The 25,946-nt window shown below is 38.4% G+C and carries 17 protein-coding genes; 10 read left to right on the top strand and 7 right to left on the bottom strand.

The features are described from left to right. The first annotated feature begins 513 nt into the window (after nt 1-513). The 4 genes from E4O07_RS10385 to E4O07_RS10370 all read left to right on the top strand — a co-directional run bounded on the left by E4O07_RS10385 (nt 514) and on the right by E4O07_RS10370 (nt 5,228). Nucleotides 514-1,212, top strand: coding sequence for a response regulator transcription factor (locus tag E4O07_RS10385; protein ID WP_253685522.1), 699 nt, complete (start codon nt 514-516; stop codon nt 1,210-1,212). Continuing rightward, on the top strand, nt 1,190-2,263 hold the full coding sequence (locus tag E4O07_RS10380; RefSeq protein WP_253685520.1) for a sensor histidine kinase: 1,074 nt from the start codon (nt 1,190-1,192) through the stop codon (nt 2,261-2,263). Before E4O07_RS10385 ends, E4O07_RS10380 begins: the two co-directional genes overlap by 23 nt. Nucleotides 2,264-2,404: 141 nt before the next feature. Beyond that, the gene (locus tag E4O07_RS10375; RefSeq protein WP_253685519.1) at nt 2,405-3,166 is read left to right on the top strand and encodes an ABC transporter ATP-binding protein; all 762 of its coding nucleotides are present in this window, start codon (nt 2,405-2,407) and stop codon (nt 3,164-3,166) included. 43 nt (nt 3,167-3,209) lie between these two features. After that, complete coding sequence (locus E4O07_RS10370) at nt 3,210-5,228, top strand: FtsX-like permease family protein (RefSeq protein WP_253685517.1); 2,019 nt, start codon at nt 3,210-3,212, stop codon at nt 5,226-5,228. A gap of 39 nt (nt 5,229-5,267) precedes the next feature. On the opposite strand, the gene E4O07_RS10365 is transcribed toward E4O07_RS10370, so the two are convergent. From E4O07_RS10365 to E4O07_RS10350, 4 genes are all read right to left on the bottom strand, one after another. Continuing rightward, a complete protein-coding gene (locus tag E4O07_RS10365; protein WP_253685515.1) occupies nt 5,268-5,780 on the bottom strand; it encodes a ClbS/DfsB family four-helix bundle protein in 513 nt (170 codons plus the stop codon). Between the two features lie 82 nt (nt 5,781-5,862). After that, nucleotides 5,863-6,768 (bottom strand): helix-turn-helix transcriptional regulator, encoded by a 906-nt coding sequence (locus E4O07_RS10360; RefSeq protein ID WP_253685513.1) that lies wholly within the window; start codon nt 6,766-6,768, stop codon nt 5,863-5,865. 42 nt (nt 6,769-6,810) lie between these two features. After that, on the bottom strand, nt 6,811-7,188 hold the full coding sequence (locus E4O07_RS10355) for a type II toxin-antitoxin system death-on-curing family toxin (RefSeq protein WP_253677419.1): 378 nt from the start codon (nt 7,186-7,188) through the stop codon (nt 6,811-6,813). Then, nucleotides 7,185-7,388, bottom strand: a complete 204-nt coding sequence (locus E4O07_RS10350) for a hypothetical protein (protein WP_253677418.1) — start codon at nt 7,386-7,388, stop codon at nt 7,185-7,187. Before E4O07_RS10350 ends, E4O07_RS10355 begins: the two co-directional genes overlap by 4 nt. Before the next feature lie 404 nt (nt 7,389-7,792). On the opposite strand from E4O07_RS10350, the gene E4O07_RS10345 reads away from it, so the two are divergent. Beyond that, nucleotides 7,793-9,061, top strand: a complete 1,269-nt coding sequence (locus E4O07_RS10345; RefSeq protein WP_253685511.1) for an OmpA family protein — start codon at nt 7,793-7,795, stop codon at nt 9,059-9,061. 71 nt (nt 9,062-9,132) lie between these two features. On the opposite strand, the gene nifJ is transcribed toward E4O07_RS10345, so the two are convergent. Continuing rightward, complete coding sequence (gene nifJ / locus E4O07_RS10340) at nt 9,133-12,693, bottom strand: pyruvate:ferredoxin (flavodoxin) oxidoreductase (protein WP_253730560.1); 3,561 nt, start codon at nt 12,691-12,693, stop codon at nt 9,133-9,135. A gap of 228 nt (nt 12,694-12,921) precedes the next feature. Between nifJ and E4O07_RS10335 the strand changes: the two genes are divergently transcribed. The 3 genes from E4O07_RS10335 (at nt 12,922) to E4O07_RS10325 (ending at nt 18,728) form a co-directional block, all read left to right on the top strand. Further along, entirely contained in the window at nt 12,922-13,860 is a 939-nt protein-coding gene (locus tag E4O07_RS10335; RefSeq protein ID WP_253685507.1) for a tetratricopeptide repeat protein, read from the top strand. 18 nt (nt 13,861-13,878) lie between these two features. Then, a complete protein-coding gene (greA, locus tag E4O07_RS10330; protein ID WP_253685505.1) occupies nt 13,879-16,602 on the top strand; it encodes a transcription elongation factor GreA in 2,724 nt (907 codons plus the stop codon). A 71-nt stretch (nt 16,603-16,673) separates the two neighbouring features. Continuing rightward, the gene (locus E4O07_RS10325) at nt 16,674-18,728 is read left to right on the top strand and encodes a vWA domain-containing protein (protein ID WP_253685503.1); all 2,055 of its coding nucleotides are present in this window, start codon (nt 16,674-16,676) and stop codon (nt 18,726-18,728) included. A 51-nt stretch (nt 18,729-18,779) separates the two neighbouring features. Here the strand turns inward: E4O07_RS10325 and E4O07_RS10320 are convergent, their stop codons facing one another. Beyond that, nucleotides 18,780-21,581: an ankyrin repeat domain-containing protein gene (locus E4O07_RS10320; RefSeq protein WP_253685501.1), complete on the bottom strand. Its 2,802-nt coding sequence runs from the start codon at nt 21,579-21,581 to the stop codon at nt 18,780-18,782. 109 nt (nt 21,582-21,690) lie between these two features. Beyond that, nucleotides 21,691-23,301, bottom strand: a complete 1,611-nt coding sequence (locus tag E4O07_RS10315) for a CTP synthase (protein WP_253685499.1) — start codon at nt 23,299-23,301, stop codon at nt 21,691-21,693. A gap of 178 nt (nt 23,302-23,479) precedes the next feature. Here E4O07_RS10315 and E4O07_RS10310 point away from each other — a divergent pair, with 178 nt between their 5' ends. Together E4O07_RS10310 and flhF are read left to right on the top strand one after the other, a co-directional pair. Next, nucleotides 23,480-24,538: a pyridoxal phosphate-dependent aminotransferase gene (locus tag E4O07_RS10310; RefSeq protein ID WP_253685497.1), complete on the top strand. Its 1,059-nt coding sequence runs from the start codon at nt 23,480-23,482 to the stop codon at nt 24,536-24,538. Nucleotides 24,539-24,607: 69 nt separating this feature from the next. Further along, entirely contained in the window at nt 24,608-25,945 is a 1,338-nt protein-coding gene (flhF, locus tag E4O07_RS10305; RefSeq protein ID WP_253685495.1) for a flagellar biosynthesis GTPase FlhF, read from the top strand. Nucleotide 25,946 lies beyond the last annotated feature (1 nt).

Below are 25,946 nucleotides of genomic sequence, written 5' to 3'. Positions count from 1 at the left end.
TCAAGAGCTTGACAGGCAAAAATAAATCTGCTATCGTAAATATCTAAAAATGATTCCAAAAGCTTATTTCAACTGGAGATATACATCTAATTCGGGAGAAACAAAATTTTCTGCTGTTTTCAGATTATTCGCATTGAGTTTCTTCTTAATGATAGCCATACTCATGTTTGTAAAACGTTTGATAGGAAAATTATAAAATTATGAGGCAGAAAGATGAGAAAGAAAGATGTATAAGATTTATTGGGTTATCAACAAAAAAGACAAGGGGAGACTTTTTAGCAATAAACTTGAAGTAATTTATGGATAAACTATTATCCAAAAATCATAACAAAATAAGAGGTTTTTCACAGTGAAAAAGAAGATTTTTTTAATTATTATAACTATATTTTTTATATTCGCAACATATTGCATACACACAAAAAATATTTTTCGCTCGGCAAGGCAACTTCTTGTATTTGGTAAAAATATTCTCGTATTATCTTATCAAGAACCTAAAAATACATAAACAAACAAATGAAACAGCTTATAAAAATTTTAATTGTAGAAGATGACTCAACAATAGCTTTAGGTTTAAAAAAGAATTTGGAACAGTGGAGCTTCGATGTGCGCTGTGCAAAAAATTTTAATAATATTTTGGAAGAGTTTGAAGACTATGCGCCCTCCCTTGTCATAATGGATATAGGGCTTCCCGCCTTTAACGGTTATCATTGGTGTTCCGAAATCAGGAACAAGTCGCAGGTTCCCATTATCTTTTTATCTTCCCGCAACGATAAGATGGATATTGTGATGGCTATGCAAATGGGAGGGGATGATTATATCGAAAAGCCCTTTGACATAGATGTAACCATCGCAAAGATTCAGGCCGTTATCAGGCGGACATATCAATTTACCGCTTCAATGAATGAAGTCAACTTTGCAGGAACCGTTTTAAATTTGAGCACCCTCATTCTTGCATACAACAAAAAAACCGTTTTATTGACTGCAAACGAAATTAAAATTCTAAAATGCCTTTACTTGGCTCAAGGAGAATTTGTTTCGAGAGAAAAAATTATGGACGTACTCTGGCAAAACAATCAGTTTGTAGATGATAATACCCTCTCGGTAAATATTACCCGTCTACGCAAAAAACTGGAGGGTATCGGACTTTTTAATTTTATCGAAAACAAAAAAGGTTTAGGATATAAGCTAAATGAAAATCACGGAAGCCGGTAAATTAAAAATAAACATAATTATAAAAAGTTTTTTTAAAGACAATTTCCTCTTTATATTTACCCCCTCTCTTTTAATCCTTGTGCAAGTGTTCATCCTATATTTAAGCAATGCCGAAAAAGGGCTCGCATCTTATATAAGTTCATTAAGTATTTCTATTTTAATTATTTTTGTAATATTAAAATTTATTTTTTATTACCGTAAAAATACGGATTATTTTGATCTTTTAGAAAACTGTGAAATAAACTCAGGAGAAATATCTTTAAATGATGAAGACTTCTATTCAATGCAAAACTTATCTTTATCGCAGATTATTGCACTAAGCAAAATAAAAAAAATACTTTTAGAAAGAGAAGGTGCCATTTACGAAAACAGAAAAATGCTCATCGATCAAAACGATTATTTTTCTCTTTGGATTCATCAGATAAAAACGCCTATTACTTCCATAAATATTTTATTGCAAAATATGAACTCTTCAAAAGATGAAATCTTTGAAATTAAAAAAGCTCTTTTAAACATAGATAATTATACTCAGATGGCCCTGCATTATTTAAAACTTCAAAGACCTGACAGAGATTTGGATTTTTCTAATTTCAATCTAAATGATGTTCTTCAAAACATCTTCCGCAAATATAGAAGCATTTTTATTTATAAAAATATAGAGCTTAATTATAAGCCTTGCGATTTGAATATTATAAGCGATCCGGTTCTTTTTGAACTGATGATTGAGCAGATAGTTTCCAACAGCTTAAAGTACTGCGGAATAGAAGGCAAAAAAGGAATTTTGAGCATCTATATTGAAAATCGAAATCCTTCGGTTCTTGTAATTGAGGACAACGGAATCGGAATAAGCCCTTCCGACCTCCCTAAAATTTTCGATAAGGGGTATTCCGGTTTGAACGGCCGTCTCAGCGAAAAGGCTACAGGCCTCGGCCTTTACCTTGCACGGGAAATAGCCGAAAGGCTTAACTGTGAGCTTAGCATAGATTCTCTTCAAGGTGAATGGACTAAGGCAAGAATTAAACTTGGAGGAGAAGTTTTAGAGCATCTCTAAAAATCCAACAAGATTTTTAAATATGCCTTTTAATCCTTACAAAAATGTAAGTCAAAAAAACAAAATGTAAGACTCCGTCAATGCAGTCCTTTTCTTTTTTTGATACAATGCTCATACTTAAATTTGTTTGGAGGTGTTTTTATGGAAACATTACTTGACGTTAAAAATATTCAAAAAATTTATAAAGCCAGATTTTCAAAACAGGGAACGGTTGCCTTGCGCGATGTAAGTTTTTCGGTAAAGAAAAATGAATTTACGGCTATTATGGGCGAATCGGGGTCAGGAAAAACGACCTTACTCAATTTGCTTGCAACCTTGGATAAGCCTTCTTCCGGCGAAATATTTTTGCAAGGAGAACCCGTATCCAAGATAAAGGGGAAAGATATTGCAGCCTTTAGGCGGAATAAATTGGGCTTCGTGTTTCAAGATTATAATCTCTTGGATCAGTTTTCAGTAAAGGATAATATCTTACTTCCTCTTGTACTTTCAAATTATCCGATTGATGAAATGAATAGAAGGCTTCTTCCCATCGCAGAAAAGCTTGGGATTTCGGATCTTCTTGAAAAGTATCCTTATGAGATTTCGGGCGGCCAGTGCCAAAGAGCGGCTGCAGCAAGGGCCTTTATTACAAGGCCTGAGCTCATCTTGGCAGATGAACCTACAGGTGCCCTCGATTCAAAGTCTTCCGATATGCTTTTGGAAACCTTTACTCAAATGAATGAAGAAGGACAGACCATCATAATGGTAACCCACAGTGCACGGGCTGCAAGCTATGCAAAGCGCGTTTTATTTTTGCGTGACGGAAATATCTATTACGAAATATACAAAGGCGATATGGGGCAGGCCGTTTTTAGGGAAAGGATCAATGAAGGTCTTTTTATGATGAACCGCACCGGCATTTAGGAAAAGGGAGGACAGTTTATGAAACTTAATTTTTATTTTAAGCTTGCTAAAAAAAAATATTTCGACAGGTGCAAAAACTTATATTCCATATATTTTTGCCTGCTCACTTTCGATAATGATGTTCTCGATTATGTACACTCTTTCACAAGATGCCTTTACTCAAAAATTAGGCGGACTTAAGGCTTTGATGGGATTCGGTGTTATAATAGTCGGTTTTTTTTCGATGATTTTTATCTTTTACGGAAATAAGTTTTTAATTAAGAACAGGGTAAAGGAAATAGGGCTTTATACTATTTTGGGACTTGAAAAAAAACATATTGCAGGAGTTTTGTTTTTCGAATTCCTAGCCTGTTATTTTTTAAGTATGCTTTTTGGCGCAATAGGCTCCATGCTTTTCGGAAAATTATGCTTTTTAATTTTATTTAAGTTAAGCGGGATTCCTTCAAAAATCGACTATAGTCTTTCGCTTACATTTTTAAAACCTGCAAGTATTGTATTCTTTTGTTTTTTTGTAATAAATTACCTTTATAATTTAAAAAAGATAAGTCTTTTAAATCCTATCCAGCTTTTAACCGAATCAAAAAGCGGAGAAAAAAGGTCGAAATATTTACGCTTAAAAACTTTTCTTGCACTTTTTTTTGCCGGGGCAGGCTATATCCTTTCAATTTTAAGTTTTACTCCTATGATGGCTTTACAATTTTTTTTGCCTGCCGTTATTTTTGTAATTGCGGGAACCTTTTTTTTCTTTGAAAGCATTACCGTTTTTATTTTAAATAAAATGAAAAAACGCAAATCCTATTATAAACCTGCAAAATTTATTTCCGTTTCGGGAATGATTTATAGAATGAGTCAGCATGCGAAGGGTTTGGCGAGTATCTGTATTTTGCTTACGATGATCCTGCTTACCCTCGCTTCGGTAACAAGTATTTATATGGTAAGCGAAAAAATCATATCAAAGGCCTTTACCCGCAATCATCAATTGGATAAAGTTTTTAAAAAGAACAATGCGGAATTACAAAATAAAGAGAGGCTAATTGCAGATATAAAAGAAATAGGTTTAAAGAACAGTATAGAAACAAAAGATTTTTTGTATGTAAGATACATTTATGGAATTTCAAATATAAACGGAAATGTTTTTTATGAAAATGATGATTCATATTTTTCCCGCAATAATGTTCAAGTTATGCTGTGCAATCTTGATGATATTAAAAATATTTTCCCTGATGAGCTGCGTAAAAAATTATTAGCAAATGCTGCAAAGATGAATGATGATGAGCTTTTTATTTTTTGCAATAAGGAGGTTGACTGCACAAAGCCTTTACGAATTGGTCAAAAAGAATTTAAACTAACAAAACTTGAAAGTAAATTTGTTGCCATACTGGATAATTCTCCATATATTCCTTATTCTCCTTTTCCTTATATAAATATTATAGCTAAAGATTCTAAAAGTCTTGACCTTATTAAAGATGAATTAAATTTATTAAAAGAAAATTCAAAAGTGAGATTTAAAAATAAAAAACAGCTTACACTTGAAGAATCCTTTTTTTGGAATACTTCGGCCGATAATCTAAGTATTCCTCAAAGCTATTCTCAAGATATACAAAAATTGGCAAAGACTTCTGAATCGGGGCTTTTTTATCACAATAAATTTGAGTCCTACAAAAACAGAAGAGAATTTGACGGAAGTTTTTTATTTTTAGGCGCTTTTTTAAGTTTGATGTTTTTAATCTGGCTTATTCTCATCATGTACTTTAAACAGATTTCCGAGGGAATGGAGGACAGAAGACTCTGGCAAATAATGCTCAAAATAGGAATGGATTCTTCTTTAATTAAAAAGACTTCACACGCCCAGCTTGTTTGGCTCTTTGTGCTTCCCGTTTTGGTTTCTCTGGTTCATTGCCTTTTTGCATCTCCCCTGTTTACCCGGCTCTTATTTGCCTTCGGCCTATTTAACAAGATAGTCTTTTTTGCTGCACTGTTTTTAAGCGGGGGATTTACCTTACTTTTATATTTGGTTTTTTATAAGATTACTTCGAGTAAGTATAATAAAATTATTAGATAGATAAAAGGGCTGTTCCGTTGAACAGCCTTTTTGTTGGTACTACTTTTCTCTATATTTCTTTAGAGCTTTTTTTATATCCTTGATTGCCCAGTCATAATGGCTGGCTGTTGCAGATACACAGTAGCTTCCGAGAGTTGTTGTTCCTGTCCAGTTAAAACATTTTTTTGAAAAAAGTTCATCATTCGAAAAAGTCTCGATGAGTTTCATAACGTCTTTATGAGTTTTTTTTAGCATTTTTTCGGCATCGGTATAAGAAGTATCTTGATGCTTTTTCCAAAACTCAATATTCATTTTAGGATAAGTTTTCCAATTATAAGGTGCAGGCAAAAAGGGTGCCGGCTTCCCTTTCGTGTTGGACTTTATCCAACTCGATAAAAGACAGTGCCACTCATAAAGATGAACCAGCACATCTCGGACATTTTTATCGCGCTCGTTCGGATTTATATCGGCAGCTCTTTCTTCTTCGGTCATACCGTCAATTAAGCTCCACAGTTTTTCAAACTGCTCATTTGAAGCAAAAATCAAATCTTCTTTTGTCGTAGGTCTCGGCATAGTTTACTCCTCATCTTGTAAAAATATATAACCTATTATACTACGTAAACATGTCAGAATGTGTCAGGTTTGAAAAAATGATTTAAACTTTCCTATGCTTTTTCATAATTCCTTCTGCAAGGCGGGCGATTTCTTCTTTTAAGCTTTTCGGCTCGAGGATTTCTACTTCGGTACCAAGTGACAGGATAAAACCGCAGACCCATGAATCAAAGGGGAGAGCTGCATTCAGGGTATACGAGCCGTCGGAATCCTTTGTAATAAGCTCCGGAGGAAATTCATCGTAGAGTCTGTAGACTGTTTTAGCGGTACATTTTAATTTAATGTTTGTAAGCGAAACCGGTGCAGCCTCTTTATGGTCAGGCATTTTATTCAGTAAGTCAGTACGGTTAAATGCCGTTAAAGTCTTTGTAATAGAAAGAATACGGGTTAATCTGAAAAGCCTGTAATCGTTTTTTTCGGTACAATAGCACTCGGCATACCACGCCTTTGATTTATACAAAAATCGCAAGGGATAAACCGTGCGCTCGCTTTTTTCTCCATAAGAGCTGATGTATTCCAGCTTGACGGCGCGGCATTCCAAAACCGCCTGCTTCAATGTTTCAAAAATGCCGTTACCGTTTTCACTTCCCCAAATTGAATAGTCGATTTTAACCCAGTCCGTATTTTTTTGAAAGATTGCAGATAAACGGTTCAAAATGGATTCGGTGTGTATCTCATCGATTGGTGAAAGGCATTGCAGTGCAAGCAGAATTTTTTCCTGCTCTTCTTTTGTTAAAATCGATTTATTGATTGTGTAGCTTTCATCGATAAAAATACCGCCGCCTGTTCCCTGCATTGTATATACGGGGATTCCTGCGGTACTTAAAATATCCATATCGCGGTAAATAGTACGTACCGATACTCCGAATTTTTTTGCAAGCTCCTGTGCAGTTGTCTGCTTCCGGTTGAGAAGAATGAATACGATTTCAAAAAGTCTTTCAGCGCGCATGGTTAAATCTAAAACAGTCCGGAGCAGGTTGTTATGTGTTTTCTATATTTTGTGCTCCACGAACCAGTCTTTTATTTTTTCTTGTTTTATCTTGCCTGAAGCTATTTCAAATCCAAAATTAATTAGTTCCTCTTGAGTATAATTCAAATCAATTCCATTTATTTTAAGAAAAATCAATGATAAATGGATACCTATTCTTTTATTTCCATCTAAAAAAGGATGATTTTCAATTAGTGAATAACAAAGTTGAGCTGCCTTATTTAAAGTCGATGGATATAATTCTTTTCCATCAAAAGTTTGAAATATTGATTTTAGGCTTGAGTCCAAAAGATTTAATTCCCGAACTCCATGTACTCCTCCGGTTTTTGTAATTAAAGATGAATGAATTTTTAAAACCTGTTCTTCCGAGAAGAAATTCATTTTGCCAATTCCTGATAGGCTTTCATATTTTTGGTAATTATTGAATCGGAAATTTCAGATAGTTGCTGGTTAGGAATAGTATCATAACAATTATCTTCATCTAAAATGGTAATTATCACTTTTCTCCCGTTATATTGGTCAAGTACACAATCTTTTATATAAACAGTATTATCTTGAATTATTCCTGTCGTTGCAAACATAAGACACCTCCTGTATTACTATAGCATATTTTTCAATTATCTTCCAGCAATAAATAATATTTTATTTACCGAATTAACAATTACATTTATTATATTTGAGTATAGTATGAACATAATATTAAATTAGACCGCAATGCAAGCTGCATTTAGATTCTGTAAGCTGTCAAGAAAATAAAAAACCCGGCAGGTAAAAGGAGGAGAAAAACCTGCCGGGAAACTGCAAAGGAGGTATATTGAATTGTTTGTTGTCGTTCAACATACACTAAACAAAACTATTTAGGCGCTTTTAGTTACAAAAAAAATTGAAAATTTAAGGGAAATTTTTAAATTTTTGCTTAAAAATAGGCTTTTTTTTAGAAAAAACTTTTTCTAAAGGTTTATTCTAAAAATACCGATAAGAAAATGTGAAATACCGTATTTTTAAGAATAATATTTTAAAAAAGCTCGTCTTGTTCGTGTTTGCTCTGGGTTTTTCTCTCCTTTTTGCTGGTGAGGATGAAAAAAATGCCGAATTTCTCTTTAAATTTAGATTTATTGATGATGATGCCTATAAAATTCACTCGGTTGTAGATGAAAAGGTCTACGTAAACGGAAAATTTCATCATCAAGCTCATATTATCAATAGAATTGAGGTAGAAGTTTCGGATATACAGGCAGTAGAGGGGGATAAACCTGCCTCAGCTCTTTTTTCGTGTATGTTTATGACAAGTGAGCAAAATTCCAACAAAACCTTTGACTGGTCCCGCAATTATCCAAGCGTATTTAGGCGTGATGAGGCCGGTTTTTACTCTATCGGCGATGAATATTTTATGCCTGTGGTACGGAATGTGCCGACATTTCCTAATTATCCCGTTAAGCCGGGTGATACATGGCAGGGAGAAGGCTTTGAAGCCCATGATTTTAGGGATGCCTTCGGAATAGAAAAGCCCTTTACCTTTCCGTTTAAGGTTGACTATCAATACATAGGTCTTGCAGAAATAGACGGAAAAACTTACCGCCACATAACGGCAAGCTACGACTTAAATCACCTTGTTCCTCAAGAGGTTCTTAAAAATTACAAGGGTGAGATAGATGTTCCTGTAAAAATCTTAGGCAAATCGAGGCAGAACCTATATTGGGACGAAGAAAGAGGAAACCTCTTTTGTTACAATGAAGAATTTAATATTAAAATGTTTCTTTATTCAGGCTACACCTATGACTTTATAGGTACTGCAAGAGCAGAAGTAATTGAAGTAAAAAAGATAGATACGGGCACTGAAGAAGAAATTAAAAAGAGCGTTGAGGATCTAAACCTTGAAAATACTACCATCGAGAAAACGGATGAAGGCTTAACAATCAGTATTGAAAATATTCAGTTTTTGCCCAATTCGGCTGTTCTAAGGGAGAGCGAAAAGGAAAAATTAAAAAAGATAGGCGAAATTCTTTCAAAGTTCTCCGATAGAGAATTATTAATTTCAGGGCATACGGCCTTAGCCGGAACGGAAAAAGAGAGACAAAGGCTTTCAGAAGAGCGGGCTGCTGCCGTAGCTAATTATCTTATCGAACTGGGTGTGCAAGAAAGAGAACACGTTTATACCCGCGGCTTTGGCGCCCGCCGGCCCGTTGCCGCAAATAACTCGCCTGAAAACATGGCTAAAAACAGGCGTGTAGAAATAACTATTTTGGACAAGTAAAATTAAAAAAAAGCCCCCTTATCTTCGATAGAAGTTAAGGGGGCTTTTCGTTTTATACGGTAATTAGACTTTTAGAAGGGCCTGTCAGCCAAATACTTGTATTCCTGCCACTGCCTCTTAGCCTTAGCAACAGCCTTATCCAAGAGCATCTGAGCTCTTGCTGGATCGGCGTTCTTTAAGGTCTTGAAGCGGACTTCTTTGTACATAAAGTCGGCAAGATTAAAGTCGGGTTCCTTGCTGTCAAGCTGGAAGGGGTTTTTGCCCTGCTCGACGAGTCTCGGATCGTATCTGTAAAGGGGCCATAAACCGCATGTTACAGCTTCTTTTTGGTTTGTCATACCCTTGGTCATGTTGATACCGTGGTTGATACAGTGACTGTAAGCGATGATAATCGAAGGTCCGTCATAGCTTTCGGCTTCGCGGAAGGCTTTGATTACCTGGCTCATATTTGCACCCATCGAAATGTGGGCAACATAAACATAGCCGTAGCTCATAGCCATCATGCCTAAGTCTTTTTTGCTTATATCCTTACCGGAAGCTGCAAATTTTGCAACGGCACCGATAGGAGTTGCCTTTGACATCTGTCCGCCGGTATTTGAGTAAACTTCAGTGTCCATTACAAGAACATTGATGTTTTTGCCTGAGGCAAGAACATGATCCAAACCGCCGTAACCGATATCGTAGGCCCATCCGTCTCCTCCGAGGATCCAAACGGAGCGCTTGATAAAGTGGTCGGTTAAAGAATCCAATTCCTTGGCCAACTCGTCTTTTGAACCGGCCAGTTCTTTTTTGAGCTCTGCAACGAAGCTTCTCTGATCTTCGATAGCGGCATCATCTTCTTGAGTGTTATTGAGAATCTTGTCGATTACGCCGGCTGCAATTCCCTTTTCCTTTACCTTAGCGGCAACTTCACGGGCATAAACTGCAAGCTTATCGCTTGTTAATCTCATACCGTAACCGAACTCTGCTGCATCTTCAAACAAGGAGTTAGACCATGCAGGTCCTCTTCCGTCGCATCGTTTTGCATAAGGTGTGGTCGGCAAGTTTCCGCCGTAGATTGAAGAACAGCCTGTTGCGTTTGCAATAATGGCTCTGTCTCCGAAAAGCTGTGAAAGAAGTTTTACGTAGGGAGTTTCACCGCAGCCTGCACAAGCTCCGGAGAACTCGAAGAGCGGGCGCTTCATACCGATACCCTTGGGAACGCTCAAGTTAAGTTTCTTTACATCCGGATCCGGAATATCGTTGAAGAAGAAGTCCCAGTTAGCAGCTTCCTGCTTTCGGTTTTCAACAAAGTTTTCCATGTTGATAGCCTTGATTTCGGGATTTTCCTTGGACTTTGCAGGACACTGTTGAACGCAAAGGCCGCAGCCTGTACAATCTTCAACCGAAACTTGAATTGTGAACTTGGCGCCTTCAAATTCCTTGCCCTTATAATCGCAGGATTTAAAGCCCTGAGGTGCCTTTGCCAAGAGAGAGCCGTCATAGGCCTTCATTCTGATACAGGCATGAGGACAAACAACAGTACACTGACCGCACTGAATGCAGAGATCGCTCTTCCATATCGGAACATGTTCTGCGATAGCTCTCTTTTCATATTGAGTAGTGGCTGTGGGGAAGGTTCCGTCTTCAGGCATTTCGCTTACCTTGATATCGTCGCCTTTTTGGATAGCAACCTTGCCCAAAACATTCTTTACAAAGTCGGGTACATTGCCTGTGATTGCAGGGTGCATCTTGAGCTTGCTTGTTGCTGTCTTGGGATAGTCAACCTTTTCAACTCCTTCAAGAGCCATATCTATGGTTTTGATGTTCTTTTGAACGATTTCGGGGCCTTTCTTTCCGTAGGATTTTTCAATGAATTTTTTGATTAGGTCTACGGCTTCGGCTTCAGGCAAGATTCCGAAGATTTTGAAGAAGGCTGTCTGCATAACAACGTTGATTCGGTTGCCCATGCCGGCATTTTCTGCAATCTTGATAGCATCGATTACATAGAATTTTGCTTCTTTTTCGATAATCTGCTTTTGAACCTCGATGGGCATATTATCCCAAATCTCGTTCTTTCCGTAAGGAGCGTTCAAGAGGAAGGTTCCGCCTTTTTTAAGGCTGTGGAGCATATCGTAGGTTTCAAGATAGCTGAACTTATGGCAGGCAACGAAGTCTGCATTTGTAATTAAGTAGGGCTTTCGGATTGAGTGTTTTCCGAATCTCAAGTGAGAGATCGTAAAACCGCCCGATTTTTTACTGTCATAGGAGAAGTAGGCCTGAGCCTTGTTGTCTGTAGCTTCACCGATGATCTTAATTGAGTTTTTGTTGGCGCCTACAGTACCGTCTGAACCGAGACCGAAGAACATAGCCTGATGCATGTCCTTGTCTTCAAGCTTGAAGTTGGGATCGTACTTGATGCTTGTGTTTGTAACGTCATCTTCGATACCTACAGAGAAATTATTTTTCTTTTCGCCTTCAAGGTTGTCGAATACTCCCTTAACCATAGCCGGTGTAAATTCTTTTGAACCGAGACCGTAGCGCCCGCCGATGATAACGGGATAGTGGGTAAAGGGGCATTTTTTTGCAGCCTGCATTTCGCCGATTGCTGTTCTTACATCTTCGTATAGGGGTTCACCGAGAGAACCGGGTTCCTTACATCTGTCAAGAACTGCGATACCCTTTACTGTTGCAGGAAGGGCTTTTACAAAGTGTTCGGCACTGAAGGGTCTGTAAAGCCTTACTTTTAAAAGACCGTATTTTCCTCCCTTTGCATTGAGCTCATCTACCGTTTCTTCAACAGTGTCGGCTCCGGAGCCCATAATGATGATAACCTGTTCGGCATCCTTTGCTCCGTAATAGTCGTAAAGGTGATATTGTCTTCCGGTAAGTTTTGCATACTTATCCATTTGTTTTTGAACAATTTCGGGAGTAGCAAGGTAGTATTTGTTTACAGCTTCTCTTCCCTGGAAGTAAATGTCCGGGTTTTGTGCAGTTCCGCGAAGTTCGGGATTTTCAGGGGTTAAACCGCGCTTTCGGTGAGCACGAACAAGTTCATCGCTTACCATTTGGCGCATAATATCGTAAGAAACTTCTTCAATCTTCTGTACTTCGTGAGAAGTTCTAAATCCGTCAAAGAAGTGGAGGAAGGGAACTCTTGCTTCCAATGTGGCAGCATGAGAAATAATGGCAAGGTCCATAACTTCCTGAACCGAGTTGGATGCCAACATAGCCCAACCTGTCTGGCGGCAAGCCATTACGTCTTGGTGATCTCCGAAGATAGAAAGAGCACTGCAAGCTACGGCACGGGCAGCAATGTGGAAAACAGTGCTGGTCAATTCGCCGGCTATTTTGTACATATTCGGTATCATCAAGAGCAAGCCCTGAGATGCGGTAAATGTTGAGGAAAGGGCTCCTGTGGTTAAGGCACCGTGTACGGCACCTGCAGCACCTCCTTCGGATTGAAGCTCAACAACATCGGGAACAGTGCCCCAAATATTTTCTCTTCCGCGGGCTGAATATTCATCAGCGACCTCACCCATCGGACTTGACGGTGTGATCGGGTAAATGGCAATTACCTCGCTTAAGGCGTGGGCAACGTGACCGGCAGCAGTATTACCGTCGATCATTACAAGTTTTTTTTCTTGGCTCATAAAAACCGTCCTTATAAAAGTATTAGGGATTATTCAAGTCTATTATATAAAGGAGAAAATATGATTTAAAAGCATACTGCATATAACGAAAATGAACATTCCCGATTGCATACTTTAACATAAATTGTATATTTTTTCAAGAGAGTAAAGCATATTATAGAAAAATGAGTTAATATGCACAATTGACTAAAATCGTTTTTTTATGTACAATAATAAATTGAGGATATTATGAGTGAGAGACCCGTACAGAGTAAATTGAATAATGCATTAAACATCCTCAAGCAGGGAGATCTAAGAGGGTCCTATGCCGAGCTTGAAAGGTTATTAAGGGATGACTTGGAGAATGCAGAAATCGACTATACTCTAAAGGGCGTGCGGTTTTGGGAGGATAAGCTTGAAAAAGCAAAAAAAGCTTCGACTCCATTAGAAAGGGCTGAGATGATGATTTCTCAGTGGAAGCCTTTTTTAGCTTATATTCACCGCCAGGGAGAAGAAAAAGAATCTATCATATATTCTTTAAAATGTGCCGTTTTTACGATTGCTTTGGAATTTTACGCAGACCTATTTAATGAAGAGTCAGAGCTGCCCGATGCAGAGCCTTACCGTAAAATAGGTCTTTGTTATAAGGTTCTCGGAAACTATGAAAGGGCCCTTGATTTTTTGAGGTATGCCGCCGAGATAGACAAGAATTCGGGAGCGGTTTTAGCAGATTTGGCCGATTGTTACGCCCTATATGGGGAAATAAAATTTGCAAAAGCTTTTTTTCGGGAAGCCTTTTTTATAAATCCTGAAGGGATTGAGCTGCAATTTCTTGAATCGGAAATTATTTGCAGGCTTATTCATAGAGTTTATAATCTTGGCTATAAGGTTGAAGATATCGCTTATTGGCTGCCTGTTTACGGCGTTATTGACGGGGTCTTTAATGTAAAGCGGGAGCTTAGGGCTTTTGAAGTAGGGCAGCTAAAGCAAAATATCTTTTTGATGGAAGGCGAGGTTCAAAATGCCTCTCAAGAACAAAAACATAAGCTTGTTCCGCGTTTAATAAATCATTATTTTTGGCTGATAGACCATTATGTGAGTGTAAATGAAAGCAAGTCAAAAATAGATGACCTGCTTTTGCGGATAAAAGTATTAGATCAAAATATATATAATTGCTATATGAGATAGCAGATTTTCGGAGGATTTATGTCTGATATACAAAAACAATTGATAGAGATGCTCAATGAAGAAAAATGGACCAGAGCAGCTATAGGCAACTACACAACAAAGAATTTTGAAGATCTATATAAATTAGTATCTACGGCAAAAAAAGAAAATGTTGTGGATGAAATCAAAGAAATATGTGATGAGCATTTAACACATACGAAAAACAGTATAATAGCCCTTTATATTTCAAGTATAATTTCTCTTTCAAATCAGCTTTTGGATGATTCAAATGTTGTAAGCTTAATCGGAATATTTACCGACAACCACAGAACGCAAATAGTTGAATATCTTTGTAAAAAGGTTCTCGAATACGGAGAATCTAAATTTGCCCTCCGCACCTTGGCTGAATGTTACAAGGCTGCAGGAAGTGAAGACCTTTATGATATTTGGGAGCGCTTGGTAAAGGTTGATTATGATGAGGCTGAGATTGCTAAACTTTTAGCCGAAAAATATGAAAAAGACGGCAATACCGAAAAATCGATAGAGTACTACAAAAAGGCCTTGTACCGCTTTATCAACCGCAAGCAAATAAACGGTGTAAAAGAAATCTGGTCAAAACTTGTAACCTTAATACCTGATGAAATTGACTTCTTCTTCCGCATACAGGCTAAGATTACCGGTGTTATGGATAACAGCCGTAATTCCATATTGATGCAGGATGTTTATCAGTATTACAAGGAAAATGAAAATTGGAACATCTGTATCGATATTTTAAAGCTTATTCTTTCTTACGACGAAAAGGACAACTGGGCTCGTGAAGAAATTACCGAGTGTTTTAAAAATAAGTATAAGGATCACAGCCAGCTTGCAGAATGTATTAAGGTGTCAGATATAACCCAGCCTTGGAGACCTGTTTTTGATGCTATAGCAGACTTTGAAAAGCATATTTCATTTGATACTGGGTCCTTTGTATTTCACCGCACATGGGGTGTAGGACACATTAAATCAATCAAAGATGATGAACTTTTAATAAGATTTGCAAAAAAACAAAAACAGGGAGAAGAAAATATCCACTCTATGAGTCTTAAAATGGGTATTACAGCCCTCCAAACCTTGGACAGAGAGCATATATGGGTATTAAAATCTACAATAAGCAAGGAAATTCTTACAAAAAAAATAAAGAGTGATCCCGAGTGGGCTTTGAAGATTATAATAAAGAGCTTTGACAATAACTGCGATATGAAAAGGATAAAACAGGAGCTTGTTCCTTCCCTTTTGACAGCTGGTGAATGGACCAGCTGGAATACAAAGGCTAGAAAGGTCTTAAAAGAGAATCCTATGTTCGGTATCAATCCGGATAATATCGACTTTTACAGCGTAAGGGAGCGTCCTATTGCCGCTGAAGAAAAACTTTCAAACGAATTTAAGGCTCAAAAGAACTTTTTTGCCAGAATTGAACTTCTTAATGCCTATGATACCTCGGAAGCCTGCGATGACGAATCCGATACCTTCAGAGAAATGCTTGATTACTTTGAAGGCTTCTTAAAAGCCTTTAGTCAGGTAAATGAGCAAGTTATTTGTGCCTATATTCTTGTTAAAGAATTTATTGCAGACAAGCAGCTGATCTCGGCCGTAAAGCAATATAACTTCGCAGAGCTTTACAGCCGTATTGAAGATCCGATGGAGGTCTATGCTCAAATAAAGGATAAGGTTTCGATAAAGGGACAGACCCTTCGTCAAAAATTCTTAAAGTACATAAAAAATCTTATTCCTAATTGGGAAAAAGAATATATAAGACTCTTCCCCACGGTTTTATCTTCAGAGATCTTGGATGCTCTGATAGAAGCCGGTTCTACCGACGATGTAAAGAATTTGGTCAAGGATTGTTTTGAAAACTACCGAATATACAGAAGTGCCGTTATTTGGTTCTTTAAAAATATTCAGGAAGAGGAATGGTTTAAGGAACTTGGTATCAGCGTAGAACAGCAGCTCATAGTGCTTATCCACATTCTTGATATTACATACCGAGAAATTGCATCGAGAAGAAATACAACCGAAAACCGAAAAATCAATCATCAAGTACATACAATCCTATTCGGTAAGGATGAGCTTTTGCAAAACTTCATAATTGAAAGCGATGTGGATACAATAACAAGGCTTTATACCCTTATAGGGGACATAAAAGATCTGGATCCTGTGATTAAGATGAATATTAGAGCTAAAATTGTTGAAAAACATAAGGACTTTAAATTCTTCGATATTGAGGAAAAGAGTGTTACAGCTCACGGCTTGATTGTTACGGCTAAGATGCTTGATCTTAAGAACAAGGAGCTTATCGAAATCAGAGATGTTAAAATTCCGCAAAATGCGAAGGACATCGGTTTTGCTCTTTCGCTCGGAGACTTGCGGGAAAATGCCGAGTATAAGGCTGCAAAAGAAGAGCAGACCCGCTTAAACAATGCTCTTACAAGATTACAAGATGAACTTGACAGGGCTCAAATTTTTGACCCCACCACTGCAACTGCAAAGAAAGTTTACTTTGGAAGCCGGGTAAAAATCTTAAACAATTTGACAAATAATGAAGAAGAGTATACAATTTTAGGACCATGGGAATCTGATCCTGCAAACGGTATCATTTCTTATATGTCGCCTTTAGGAAACGGATTGTTCAACCGCAAAAAAGGAGAAGAGGTTGAATTTGAAGTCAATGACGAAAAAAGGAGCTATAAGATTATAGATATTTCTATCGCGGATTTGAAATAATTTAGTTGAGACTTGCAGGTTTTGGTTTAAGGCCTGCAAGTCTTCTAACTGCATCCCGAAAGGAGGAAAAAATGTTTAAAAGAGTTTCTCTGTGTTTGTTTTTGTTTGTTCTTTTTACGCCCATCTTTGCTCAAAATACTGCAAAGACAAATGCTGAAATTGTCATCTTAATGGATACGTCAGGAACTATCCTTCCCTACTATGAAGACATTAATAATCGTGTCTTGACTGAAATTAACGATAAATTTGTAAGAAAAGGTGATACTGTTCATGTTTTATCCTTTAATGCAGATGCACGTTATGAAATGTCGCAAAAAATTAACAGCGAAAAGGATATGTCCCGAGTCGTTTCAAGGTTTTTACTTTTGTACCAGTTGGGAAAAAGCTCGGACTTTTTGACGGGACTTCAATACGCCCGCCAATACGGTTCAAATTTACCGGATAAAAAAGAAAAAATACTGATTATAATTTCAGACGGAATCTTTAATCCTCCTGCATCAAGTCCTTATAAAAATTATACTGATGATCAGATAAAAAATGAAATAGGGCTCCTTGCAGGAAGTATCAGAAAAAAAGGCTGGAAGGTTTATTATGTTAAACTTCCTTATCCTGCCGATGCCGTAATACGGGGATTGGACGGTGAAGAATTTTACAATTCCGGCAGCGGATATGCAGGAGGAAGCAGCGGCGGTTCCGGGGCTCAGGGTACCGGCAGCTCTGCAGGAGGAAGCTCATCCTCAGGAACCTCAGGTTCTTCTTCGGGAGGAGGCGGTTATGCGGGAGGTTCTTCCGGCTCAGGAAGTTACGGCGGTTCGGGTACTTCTCAGGGCGGCTCAGGTGATGCAGGAACAGGGCAGGGAAGTCTTACCGATGTTTCAAAAGACTTTAAAGAAGCCTCCGGTGCTGCAGGCAGTGAACTTTCTAAGGATAAGAATGACAAATTTACAATTACGGAAAATGCGGAAAATTTACCTTTTATCCATTTTCCTGATGGCGGTCTTGAAGCTCAGGGTAATAAACTTGATTTTTCCTTTGAGGTAACGAATAACTCCGATGAAGATGTAGAGCTTCATTTAACTCATATTGTGATTGATAACGGTGCCAATATCAGTAAAATACCTGTCGATTCACAAAATACAAAGGTAAAATCCGGTGAAAAGGATGTAGTGATCCGGGTTTCGGCCCTTCTTCCTCCGGAATACAAGGAAGGTAATTATAATCTTATTATGAGGCTTGAATTTGCAGATGGAAAGCGAGTTTTACCTCAGGTTATGGAAACTTCCTTAGCAGTCTTCCCCACAGGTTTTCAAAGACTTAAAGATTCAAATGCTCTTTGGTTTATCCTTCTTGCAATTATCTTGCTTCTTCTTCTGATATTCTTGATTGTCTTCTTTGCAAGGAGAAGAGGTTCAAGCTCATCTTCCAATCAGGCCCGCTATGCTGCAGGCAGTCAGCCGAATTATCAGGAAGAGGATAAAAGATATCCTCATCAACTTTCTGAGGAAGATGATCATGCAAGCCGCTTAAATGCTTTTAACTCTGCATCGAATACTTCAATATATTCCGAAAATAAAAACTTTGCAGGAGATGGAAGTTCGATGTATTCGGCGGATAATTTGGATCGCATAGCCGCTCAAAAACAAGATGATGAAGTACTTCGCAGGCGTGTCTTAGCGGCTTCTTTTGCCGCAAAGGAGCCGAGGGGCACCTATATGTCTCCGGCTAACTTTTTTGAAACAATCGAAATAAAACGCAATCAGTCGGGCATGACCGAGATTTATGTTCTAAACCAAAATAGGAATATAGGAAGGCGTAATATTCACATTATGAAGCCCGGCACAAGCTTGACCTTGGGAGGAGGTAAGACAGATCATTTCTTAATTTTCTTAGTTCCATTTCCTTCTCATCTGGCTCAGGTTAGGTATGACGGACAAGATTATCATCTGGCTATTCTTAAGCCTAAGTATTTCCCATATGAGCAGTCAAACATTGTAAATAACTGTATAGGTAAAACCGTTACCCTCGTATCGGATAAGGGATACCATGTTTACTTTACCTTTAGGGAGTATGAAAGCCCGACGGAAAAATTAAACAGTATTTTAACATCTATAAAGTACGATAAGTAAATGTTTGGATTATAAAAAACCCGTAATCTTTAAGATTACGGGTTTTTTATTTTATTCCGTTTTTAAAAGTTCTGCTATTTCACTTCTATTCCATCTGAGGGCAACCTGATAAGGTGTTTCTCCTGCCGTATTTTTTACATCAAGCTTGATACCGGGTAGTGAAATTAAGTCTTTGACAGTTTGTACATCTGCAAATTTGGCTGCGTAGTGCAGCATTCCTTCTCCAAGTGTATCCGTCTGCTTTAATGAGAATTCGGCGGCTATCGGCGCAAAGTCGGGATGATTTGTAAAAATCTCTGTTATAGCAGAAACTCCCTTATTGTTGACTATAAAAGGATCTGCTCCTTCTGCTAAAAGTGCCCTTGTTATTTCTTTTTGATTGTTTTGAACTGCAAGTAAAAGAGCTGTTTCTCCGTTTTTGTTTCGTTTATTTAAAGGATATCGTTTTTTCATAACTCTTTGGAAATAATCGAGACTTATCCTTTCCTTTACCGCTATATGAAGGGGTGTGTCTCCGTCAGTATCGGTTAAAAGGCTGTCATTGCCCAGCACAAGATCTACAGTTCTTATGTTTTTATTCAGGGCGAGGACGAAGGGAGTTTTTCCGTAGGCATCTCTGGCTAAGGGGTTGCCGCCTGCATTCCTTACAAGGCTGAGGCTTTCTTCCGAAATTTCTACAGCCTCATGCAGGGCTGTCCTTCCGTACATATCCTGTTGAACGGGTGAGGCTCCGTTTTTTAGCAATAAGCCGATAGCTTCGATTTGATTTGCAAGTACGGCTTCGGATAAGGGAGAACGGCCTGTTTCATCCGCAGTGTTTATGTCCACCTTGGCTTTTAAAAAGATATTTATGAATTTTATTTCACCCTGCTTGGCGGCTTCATGTAAAACCGTCTTTCCTGCAAGATTTTTTGCATTTATAAGCCTTACATATTCTTCCGTATCCTTGCTTAAAATAAAATCGGCGGATTTATATGCTGACCATCTTACAGCTGCATGTAAAATCGTATTTCCCAAAAAGTCTCTTGCATCCAAGTCGGCTTTTTTTGATCCGCTGCCTAACAAGGCTTTTACGGCCTCGGGACTGTCGGTTCTAACTGCGTTAAATAGAGGTGTTTCATTATTTGCATTTCTTGCATTTATATCCGCTCCCTTATCGATTAAATAAGGTATCATCGGTAAAATCTGCCATTCTGCAGCAAGATGAAGAGGCGTGTTTCCGGCTCCGTCTCCGGCACCTATTGTGTGAGAGTTTATCATCCAATCTTCTCTGCCTTCACCTAAGGTCAGGGCAAATTTTAAGGGGCTGTCTCCGCTCAGGTTTGCGTAAAATATATCTGCATTATTTGCTATCAATATTTCTCCTGCTTCGCGGTAGTTTTTTTCGGCAGCTATATGAAGGGGGGTATTTCCAAGTTTATTGCGTGTATTTATTAAACTCTTTTTTTCTACCAGATAATAAATAATATCTGAACTAGCCCTATGGCTTACTGCTATGTGAAGCGGGGTCGAGCCTTCGGAATCTCTTTCGGTAATGTTTTTTTCGGTGACTACGTGCTCTACCATGGGTAGACCTGCGCTTATGGAATGGATGAAGGCAGATTCGCCCGACTTGTCTTCGGCATGTATATCGGCTCCATGATTGATCAAAAAGTCCACTTGCTGTGTTTGATTTCTTTCGATAGCCAAAATAAGAGGGGTTTGTCCTTTTTTATTGCGTTCATTTATATCGGCTCCGGCTTTTAGCAGCTGATCGAGGATGTCATCATTCATACCGATTCGTGCAGCAATGTGAAGAGGCGTTTCTCCATAGTTATCTTTAAGGTTTGGATTGGCTCCGGCAGTAATAAGCTCGCTAAATAGTTTTGAGCGAGAGGCCTCCGGCATAACTAGGTGGAGGGCTGTGTTTCCGGATGAGTTACGGCTGTTTGGATCGGCTCCGGCTTGTAAGAGTAAGATTGCGGCCTCGATATTTCCGTTATAAACGGCTTCCTGTATTGCCGTTGAGCTTGAAATATCCTTTACATCGATAGGAACCTTGCTTTTAATTAAAAATTTTAAAAATCCCGTATAACCCTTTCTTGCAAAAATATGGAGCAGGGTTTCGCCGTCAGCGAAACGCATTGAGTAGTTTCGGGCAAGGGTTGCCGTTTCAAATTCATTAAAATCCTTTCCCATTGGGTGTATGCCTGCAAGTAGAAGTATGGAGGCAATTTCGGCTGAAGCTTCAAAATCGTTGTATTTGTATGCTATACCAAGGGGGCTAAGATTTTCTTTATTGTATTTGGTTTCAAGGGATTCTATAGCTAGAATTTGCTCCGTAAGCTGCTTATCTATAGCCTTTACTGCAAGGTGCAGGGCTGTATCGTGATTTTCATCTTTTTGCTTTAAGGTCTGAGCCGTCAAAATCAAGTTAGGAACATTGTTTTTGCAGGCTATATAGAAGGGCTTTTCGCCCTCATTATCTTTTGCAAATATATTTGCATTGTACTCAATGAGAACCTTAACGGCATCATAAGATGCATTGCTTAGAGCTGCTGCAAGAGGTGTTGACCCCGTATTATTTTGTGCTTCTATGTCGGCATCCATGTTTATTAATAAGCGCACAATCATGGGATCGTTTTTTACGGCGGCAATATGTAAAAGACTGTTTCCCTCTTCATCCTTCATATTTAAGGCAGAGCTGTTAAGTCTTTCCTGTAGTTCTTCCGATTTTCCTGCCTTTATAAGATCAATCAGGGTTTCTTCCTTAGGTTCAGGAGCGGTTTTACATGACATAAAATTTACCGTAATCAAAATCAAAATAAATGCAGATATAAATATTTTTTTTGTTGTGAGAATTATGTTTTGCATAAGCGTATAGCCTCCCCGCTTTAATATCGGCTTTAATCAATACCCTCTTTAGAATGGAATCCTTTATAAAGAATTCCTTTGTCAAAGGGTATTTGAGGCTATCGGCCGGCTATCGGCCGGTTTTGTTGTCGACTGCTGCCTTGATAAAGTCTCTAAAGAGTGGATGGGGCTTGTTGGGCCTTGAGGCAAATTCCGGATGGAATTGGACAGCCACAAACCAAGGATGGCTTTTTAGCTCTACGATTTCCACCAAATTGCGTTCAGGATTAAGACCCGAAAAAATCATATCCGAGTTATCGAATTTTTCTCTATAAAGGTTGTTAAACTCGTATCTGTGGCGGTGTCTTTCTTGGATTTCGTGGGATTTATAGGCTTTTTCTGCAAGGGAGCCTTCGGCTATCATACATCGGTAAAGCCCTAAGCGGAGGGTGCCGCCGATTTTTACATCTTTTTGATCGGGCATTAGGTCGATGACCGGATTTTTAGCGTTTTTATCGAATTCGGAAGAATTGGCTTCTTCAATGTGCAGGGCATTTAAGGCATATTCTATGGCGGCAATCTGCATACCTAAACAAATTCCAAAGTAGGGGATTTTATTTTCTCGGGCAAATTGGGCCGTTAAAAGCATACCGTTGATGCCCCTGTCGCCGAAGCCTCCCGGCACGATAATTCCGTCTGCATCCTTTAAAAAGTTTGCTGCATCTTCTTTGCTTTCTATCTTTTTGGAGTCAACCCAAAGAAGTTTGATTGAGGTTTTATGATAAATACCGGCTGCCGTAAGTGCTTCGGCAACGCTGAGGTAGGCATCCGGGAGTTCTACATATTTTCCTACTAAGGCTATGGTTATTTCTTTTTCAGGCTTGTAATAAGTTTGAACCATTTTTTTCCATTCTTCTAAATTAGGCTCTTTATTTTCAATATTGAAGAGTTTGCAAAGAACCTTGCCGAGGCCGGCCTCTTCTAGCATAAGCGGAACTTCGTAGATAGATTTTGCTGTTAAGTTTTCGATTATCGCATCCTGAGGTATATTCGAGAAAAGACTTAGTTTTTCGCGTGTCGATTTTGAAAGATGTTTTTCGCTTCGGCAAATTAAAATGTCGGGCTGAATACCGAAGCCTAAAAGCTCTTTTACACTGTGCTGCATGGGCTTTGTTTTTATCTCGCCGCATTCTTTTAAGTAGGGTAAAAGGCCTAAGTGAACGAACATGCAGTTTTCTTTTCCTACAGTGTAGCGGATTTGGCGGATGGCCTCGATAAAGGGGAGGGCTTCGATATCGCCCACAGTGCCGCCTATCTCGGAAATAATAAAATCCGCTCCGGTTTGTTCTGCTGTCCCAATGATTCTTGACTGGATTTCGTCGGTAACGTGGGGAACTACTTGAACGGTTCCTCCGTTGTAGCCTCCGGCCCTTTCCCTGTCCAAGATGGCAAGGTAAACCTTTCCGGCGGAGGTGCTGTTAAATTTGTGCAGGGGAACATCGGTAAATCTTTCGTAGTGGCCGAGGTCGAGGTCGGTTTCTCCCCCGTCTTCGGTAACGAAAACTTCACCGTGCTGGTAGGGGTTCATGGTACCCGGATCTACGTTTAAGTACGGATCAAATTTTTGATTGACTACGGAATATCCGCGGCTTTTTAAAAGCATTCCTATAGAAGCTGCCGTTAGACCCTTGCCTAAAGATGAAACAACACCGCCTGTAACAAAGATAAACTTGGATTTCATAATTTTTCCCCTCGACCAAAAAAAAACGGTTGAGCTTTTTTTTAGCCTCTCAACCGTGCTTTAGTATAGCCTATTTTTGACTTATTCGCAAGAGGGGTATTGCGGTTAAATTTAATCCCTTTGCCATTATCTTAAAAATCTGTTATAATCCTTACCATACTAAAAAAGGCAGGCAGTTTTGGAACACGGCGGGGTTTTGTCCTATAAAAAAAGAGACGAGGTTTTAATCGATTTTAGCAGCAATATCAATCCTCTCATGGCACCTAAGGGTTTAAAAAAGGCTTTAAGTGCATCGTTTGATAATCTCTTGGTTTATCCCGACATTCGCTACCGTTCCTTAAAAAAGATCACGGCTAAGTACTTAAAATGCGGGTGTGAAAATATTGTTTTGGGGAACGGGGCTGTAGAAATAATCGATAACTTTTGTTTTCTTTTTAAGAGGGTTATCGTTTTTACCCCTTCCTTTTCGGAATACGGCTTGCGAGCCCTTGTTCATAAAAAGCCGTTAGTTGAAATTCCTTTTCTTTCAGATTTTTCTATCGATATTGCAGGGCTTGAAAAAAACTTGAGGGCCGGCGACCTTCTCATCTTGGGAAACCCGAATAATCCAACGGGCTTGCGTATTGAAAAGAACCGCCTTTTACAAATTTATAATCTTGTACAAAAAACAGGAGCTTTTTTACTTTTGGATGAGGCATTTTACGAGTTTTGTCCGCCCGATTACGACAGCATAAATCTTTTTAAAAAAGCCGGATACAAAAATATCTGTATAATCAGGGCTGCAACCAAATTTTTTGCTCTGCCCGGTATTAGGCTGGGCTATGCCTGTACTTCGCCTGAGACGGTTTCCGCCCTTTCTAAGATTGAAATAGTCTGGCACATAAATGCCTTTGCTGAAGCTGCCGCCCCTGCAATCTTTTTTGACGAGGATTTTATAAAAAAGAGCAAGGCCTATATTCAAAAAGAAAGAACTTTTTTGCTCGAAAATATCGAAAAATACGGCACAAGCGGAGCGATAAAATTACAAGCCTATAAAAGTCATTGCAATTTTATCCTTCTTAAAGTTTTAAATGCAAAAGATGAAGATGCCTTAAAATTCTTTGAAAAAAAAGAAATTTTGGTAAGAACCTGCACAAGCTTTAAAAGCCTCGGGGATAATCATATAAGAATTGCTGTACGCTCTCATAAAGATAATTGTAAATTTATTAAGGCAATTAGCTCTAAAAGGTCAAAATAAACATATTGTATCTGTATTGTAAAATTTATAAAAATGTTTTATAATGGCTTCGGGTGGTATAAAGTTTATATGGAAACATTTGTCGAAGAAGCTTCAACATACGAAAAGTGTATTCAAAAAATTCACGAACAGTACGGACCGAATATTGTTGTTACTCGACGCGAAGTAAAAAGCTATGAAGGTTTTTTTAATCTTTTTAACAAGAAGACGGTAAGACTTACCTTTACTATACAAGATGGGGCCTTTGTGCCCAAATTATCCGATGAAGAAGAAAAACCTGTTCAACTAAGGTCCAAGCCCCTAACAAATTACTCACCTATGAACGTTGAAGAAGAACGCCTAAAAATAATCAAGCTTGCTGCATCTCAATCGGAAGAAATGGCCGAAAAGATGATGCCCTACATAGAAAAGCTTGAAAATCAAACATCCTACGCGTCAAAATCCGATACTGAATATAAGGAGCTTAAAAATCTTGCACAAACAGTGGAAAGGCTGGTAGAAGAAATAAAGCTAAAAAATTCGCCTTCCCAAGAGCATGAAAATATTGTAAAAATTGCAGAAATTTTACAAGAAAACGATTTTACTCTTAAATATATACGATCCATAAAAGAAAAGATATCCAACAATTTGAGCTTGGCAGAATTAAACGATTTTGAACTTGTCCAAAAAAAAGTACTTGAGTGGATAGCTTCCTCCATACAGATAAAACTTGAAGATGTAAATAAGGATGATTCCGCTAAAAAGCAAAAGCTGATTGCCCTGGTCGGACCTACAGGTATAGGCAAGACCACAACTCTTGCAAAGCTTGCTGCCTACTACATTTTGGCTGTTTCAAAACTTGAAGGCCGGTCTCTTGATGTGAGGGTTATTACCCTTGACCAATTTAGAATAGGTGCCGCCTTTCAAATAAAAAAATACTGCGAGCACATGGGCATTCCCCTTATCATAGCTACCGATCCTCTGGATTTACATAAATATCTCGATCTATATAAGGATTCTGCCGATATTATATGTATAGATACGACAGGGCGAAGTCCGGCCGATCCTGAAAAGATACTTGAAATGCAGAAGTATTTCGATGAGATAGAGCCGGGCCGGATTGAAACCCATCTTGTAGTAAGTGCCGTAACTAAGGCTGCCGATATAAGCGAAATAATAAAACAATATTCCGTTTTTGACTTTTCGAGCCTTATAGTTACAAAACTTGATGAAACAGCTCATGTAGGCAGTATTATCAGTGTATTGGATGAATACAAGATACCCGTCGCCTATATAACCGAAGGCCAAACAGTACCCAAGGATATAGCTAAGGCTTCAAAACTTGCTTTTCTAAGAAAACTTACAGGGTTCTCTTTGGATTATATCAACGAAAATTTCAATGATGAGATTTCTATAGTATGGAGCTAAG

The organism is Treponema sp. OMZ 798 (assembly GCF_024181385.1).
Lineage (GTDB): Bacteria > Spirochaetota > Spirochaetia > Treponematales > Treponemataceae > Treponema_B.
This window is presented reverse-complemented; position numbering and strand designations above follow the sequence as displayed.

Bases quoted from the DNA above. Each gene is read 5' to 3' on its own strand.
- E4O07_RS10385 (WP_253685522.1), top strand. From the start codon at position 514: ATGAAACAGCTTATAAAAATTTTAATTGTAGAAGATGACTCAACAATA.
- E4O07_RS10380 (WP_253685520.1), top strand. From the start codon at position 1,190: ATGAAAATCACGGAAGCCGGTAAATTAAAAATAAACATAATTATAAAA.
- E4O07_RS10375 (WP_253685519.1), top strand. From the start codon at position 2,405: ATGGAAACATTACTTGACGTTAAAAATATTCAAAAAATTTATAAAGCC.
- E4O07_RS10365 (WP_253685515.1), bottom strand. From the start codon at position 5,780: ATGCCGAGACCTACGACAAAAGAAGATTTGATTTTTGCTTCAAATGAG.
- E4O07_RS10360 (WP_253685513.1), bottom strand. From the start codon at position 6,768: ATGCGCGCTGAAAGACTTTTTGAAATCGTATTCATTCTTCTCAACCGG.
- E4O07_RS10355 (WP_253677419.1), bottom strand. From the start codon at position 7,188: ATGAATTTCTTCTCGGAAGAACAGGTTTTAAAAATTCATTCATCTTTA.
- E4O07_RS10350 (WP_253677418.1), bottom strand. From the start codon at position 7,388: ATGTTTGCAACGACAGGAATAATTCAAGATAATACTGTTTATATAAAA.
- nifJ (WP_253730560.1), bottom strand. From the start codon at position 12,693: ATGAGCCAAGAAAAAAAACTTGTAATGATCGACGGTAATACTGCTGCC.
- E4O07_RS10335 (WP_253685507.1), top strand. From the start codon at position 12,922: ATGAGTGAGAGACCCGTACAGAGTAAATTGAATAATGCATTAAACATC.
- greA (WP_253685505.1), top strand. From the start codon at position 13,879: ATGTCTGATATACAAAAACAATTGATAGAGATGCTCAATGAAGAAAAA.
- E4O07_RS10325 (WP_253685503.1), top strand. From the start codon at position 16,674: ATGTTTAAAAGAGTTTCTCTGTGTTTGTTTTTGTTTGTTCTTTTTACG.
- E4O07_RS10320 (WP_253685501.1), bottom strand. From the start codon at position 21,581: ATGCAAAACATAATTCTCACAACAAAAAAAATATTTATATCTGCATTT.
- E4O07_RS10315 (WP_253685499.1), bottom strand. From the start codon at position 23,301: ATGAAATCCAAGTTTATCTTTGTTACAGGCGGTGTTGTTTCATCTTTA.
- flhF (WP_253685495.1), top strand. From the start codon at position 24,608: ATGGAAACATTTGTCGAAGAAGCTTCAACATACGAAAAGTGTATTCAA.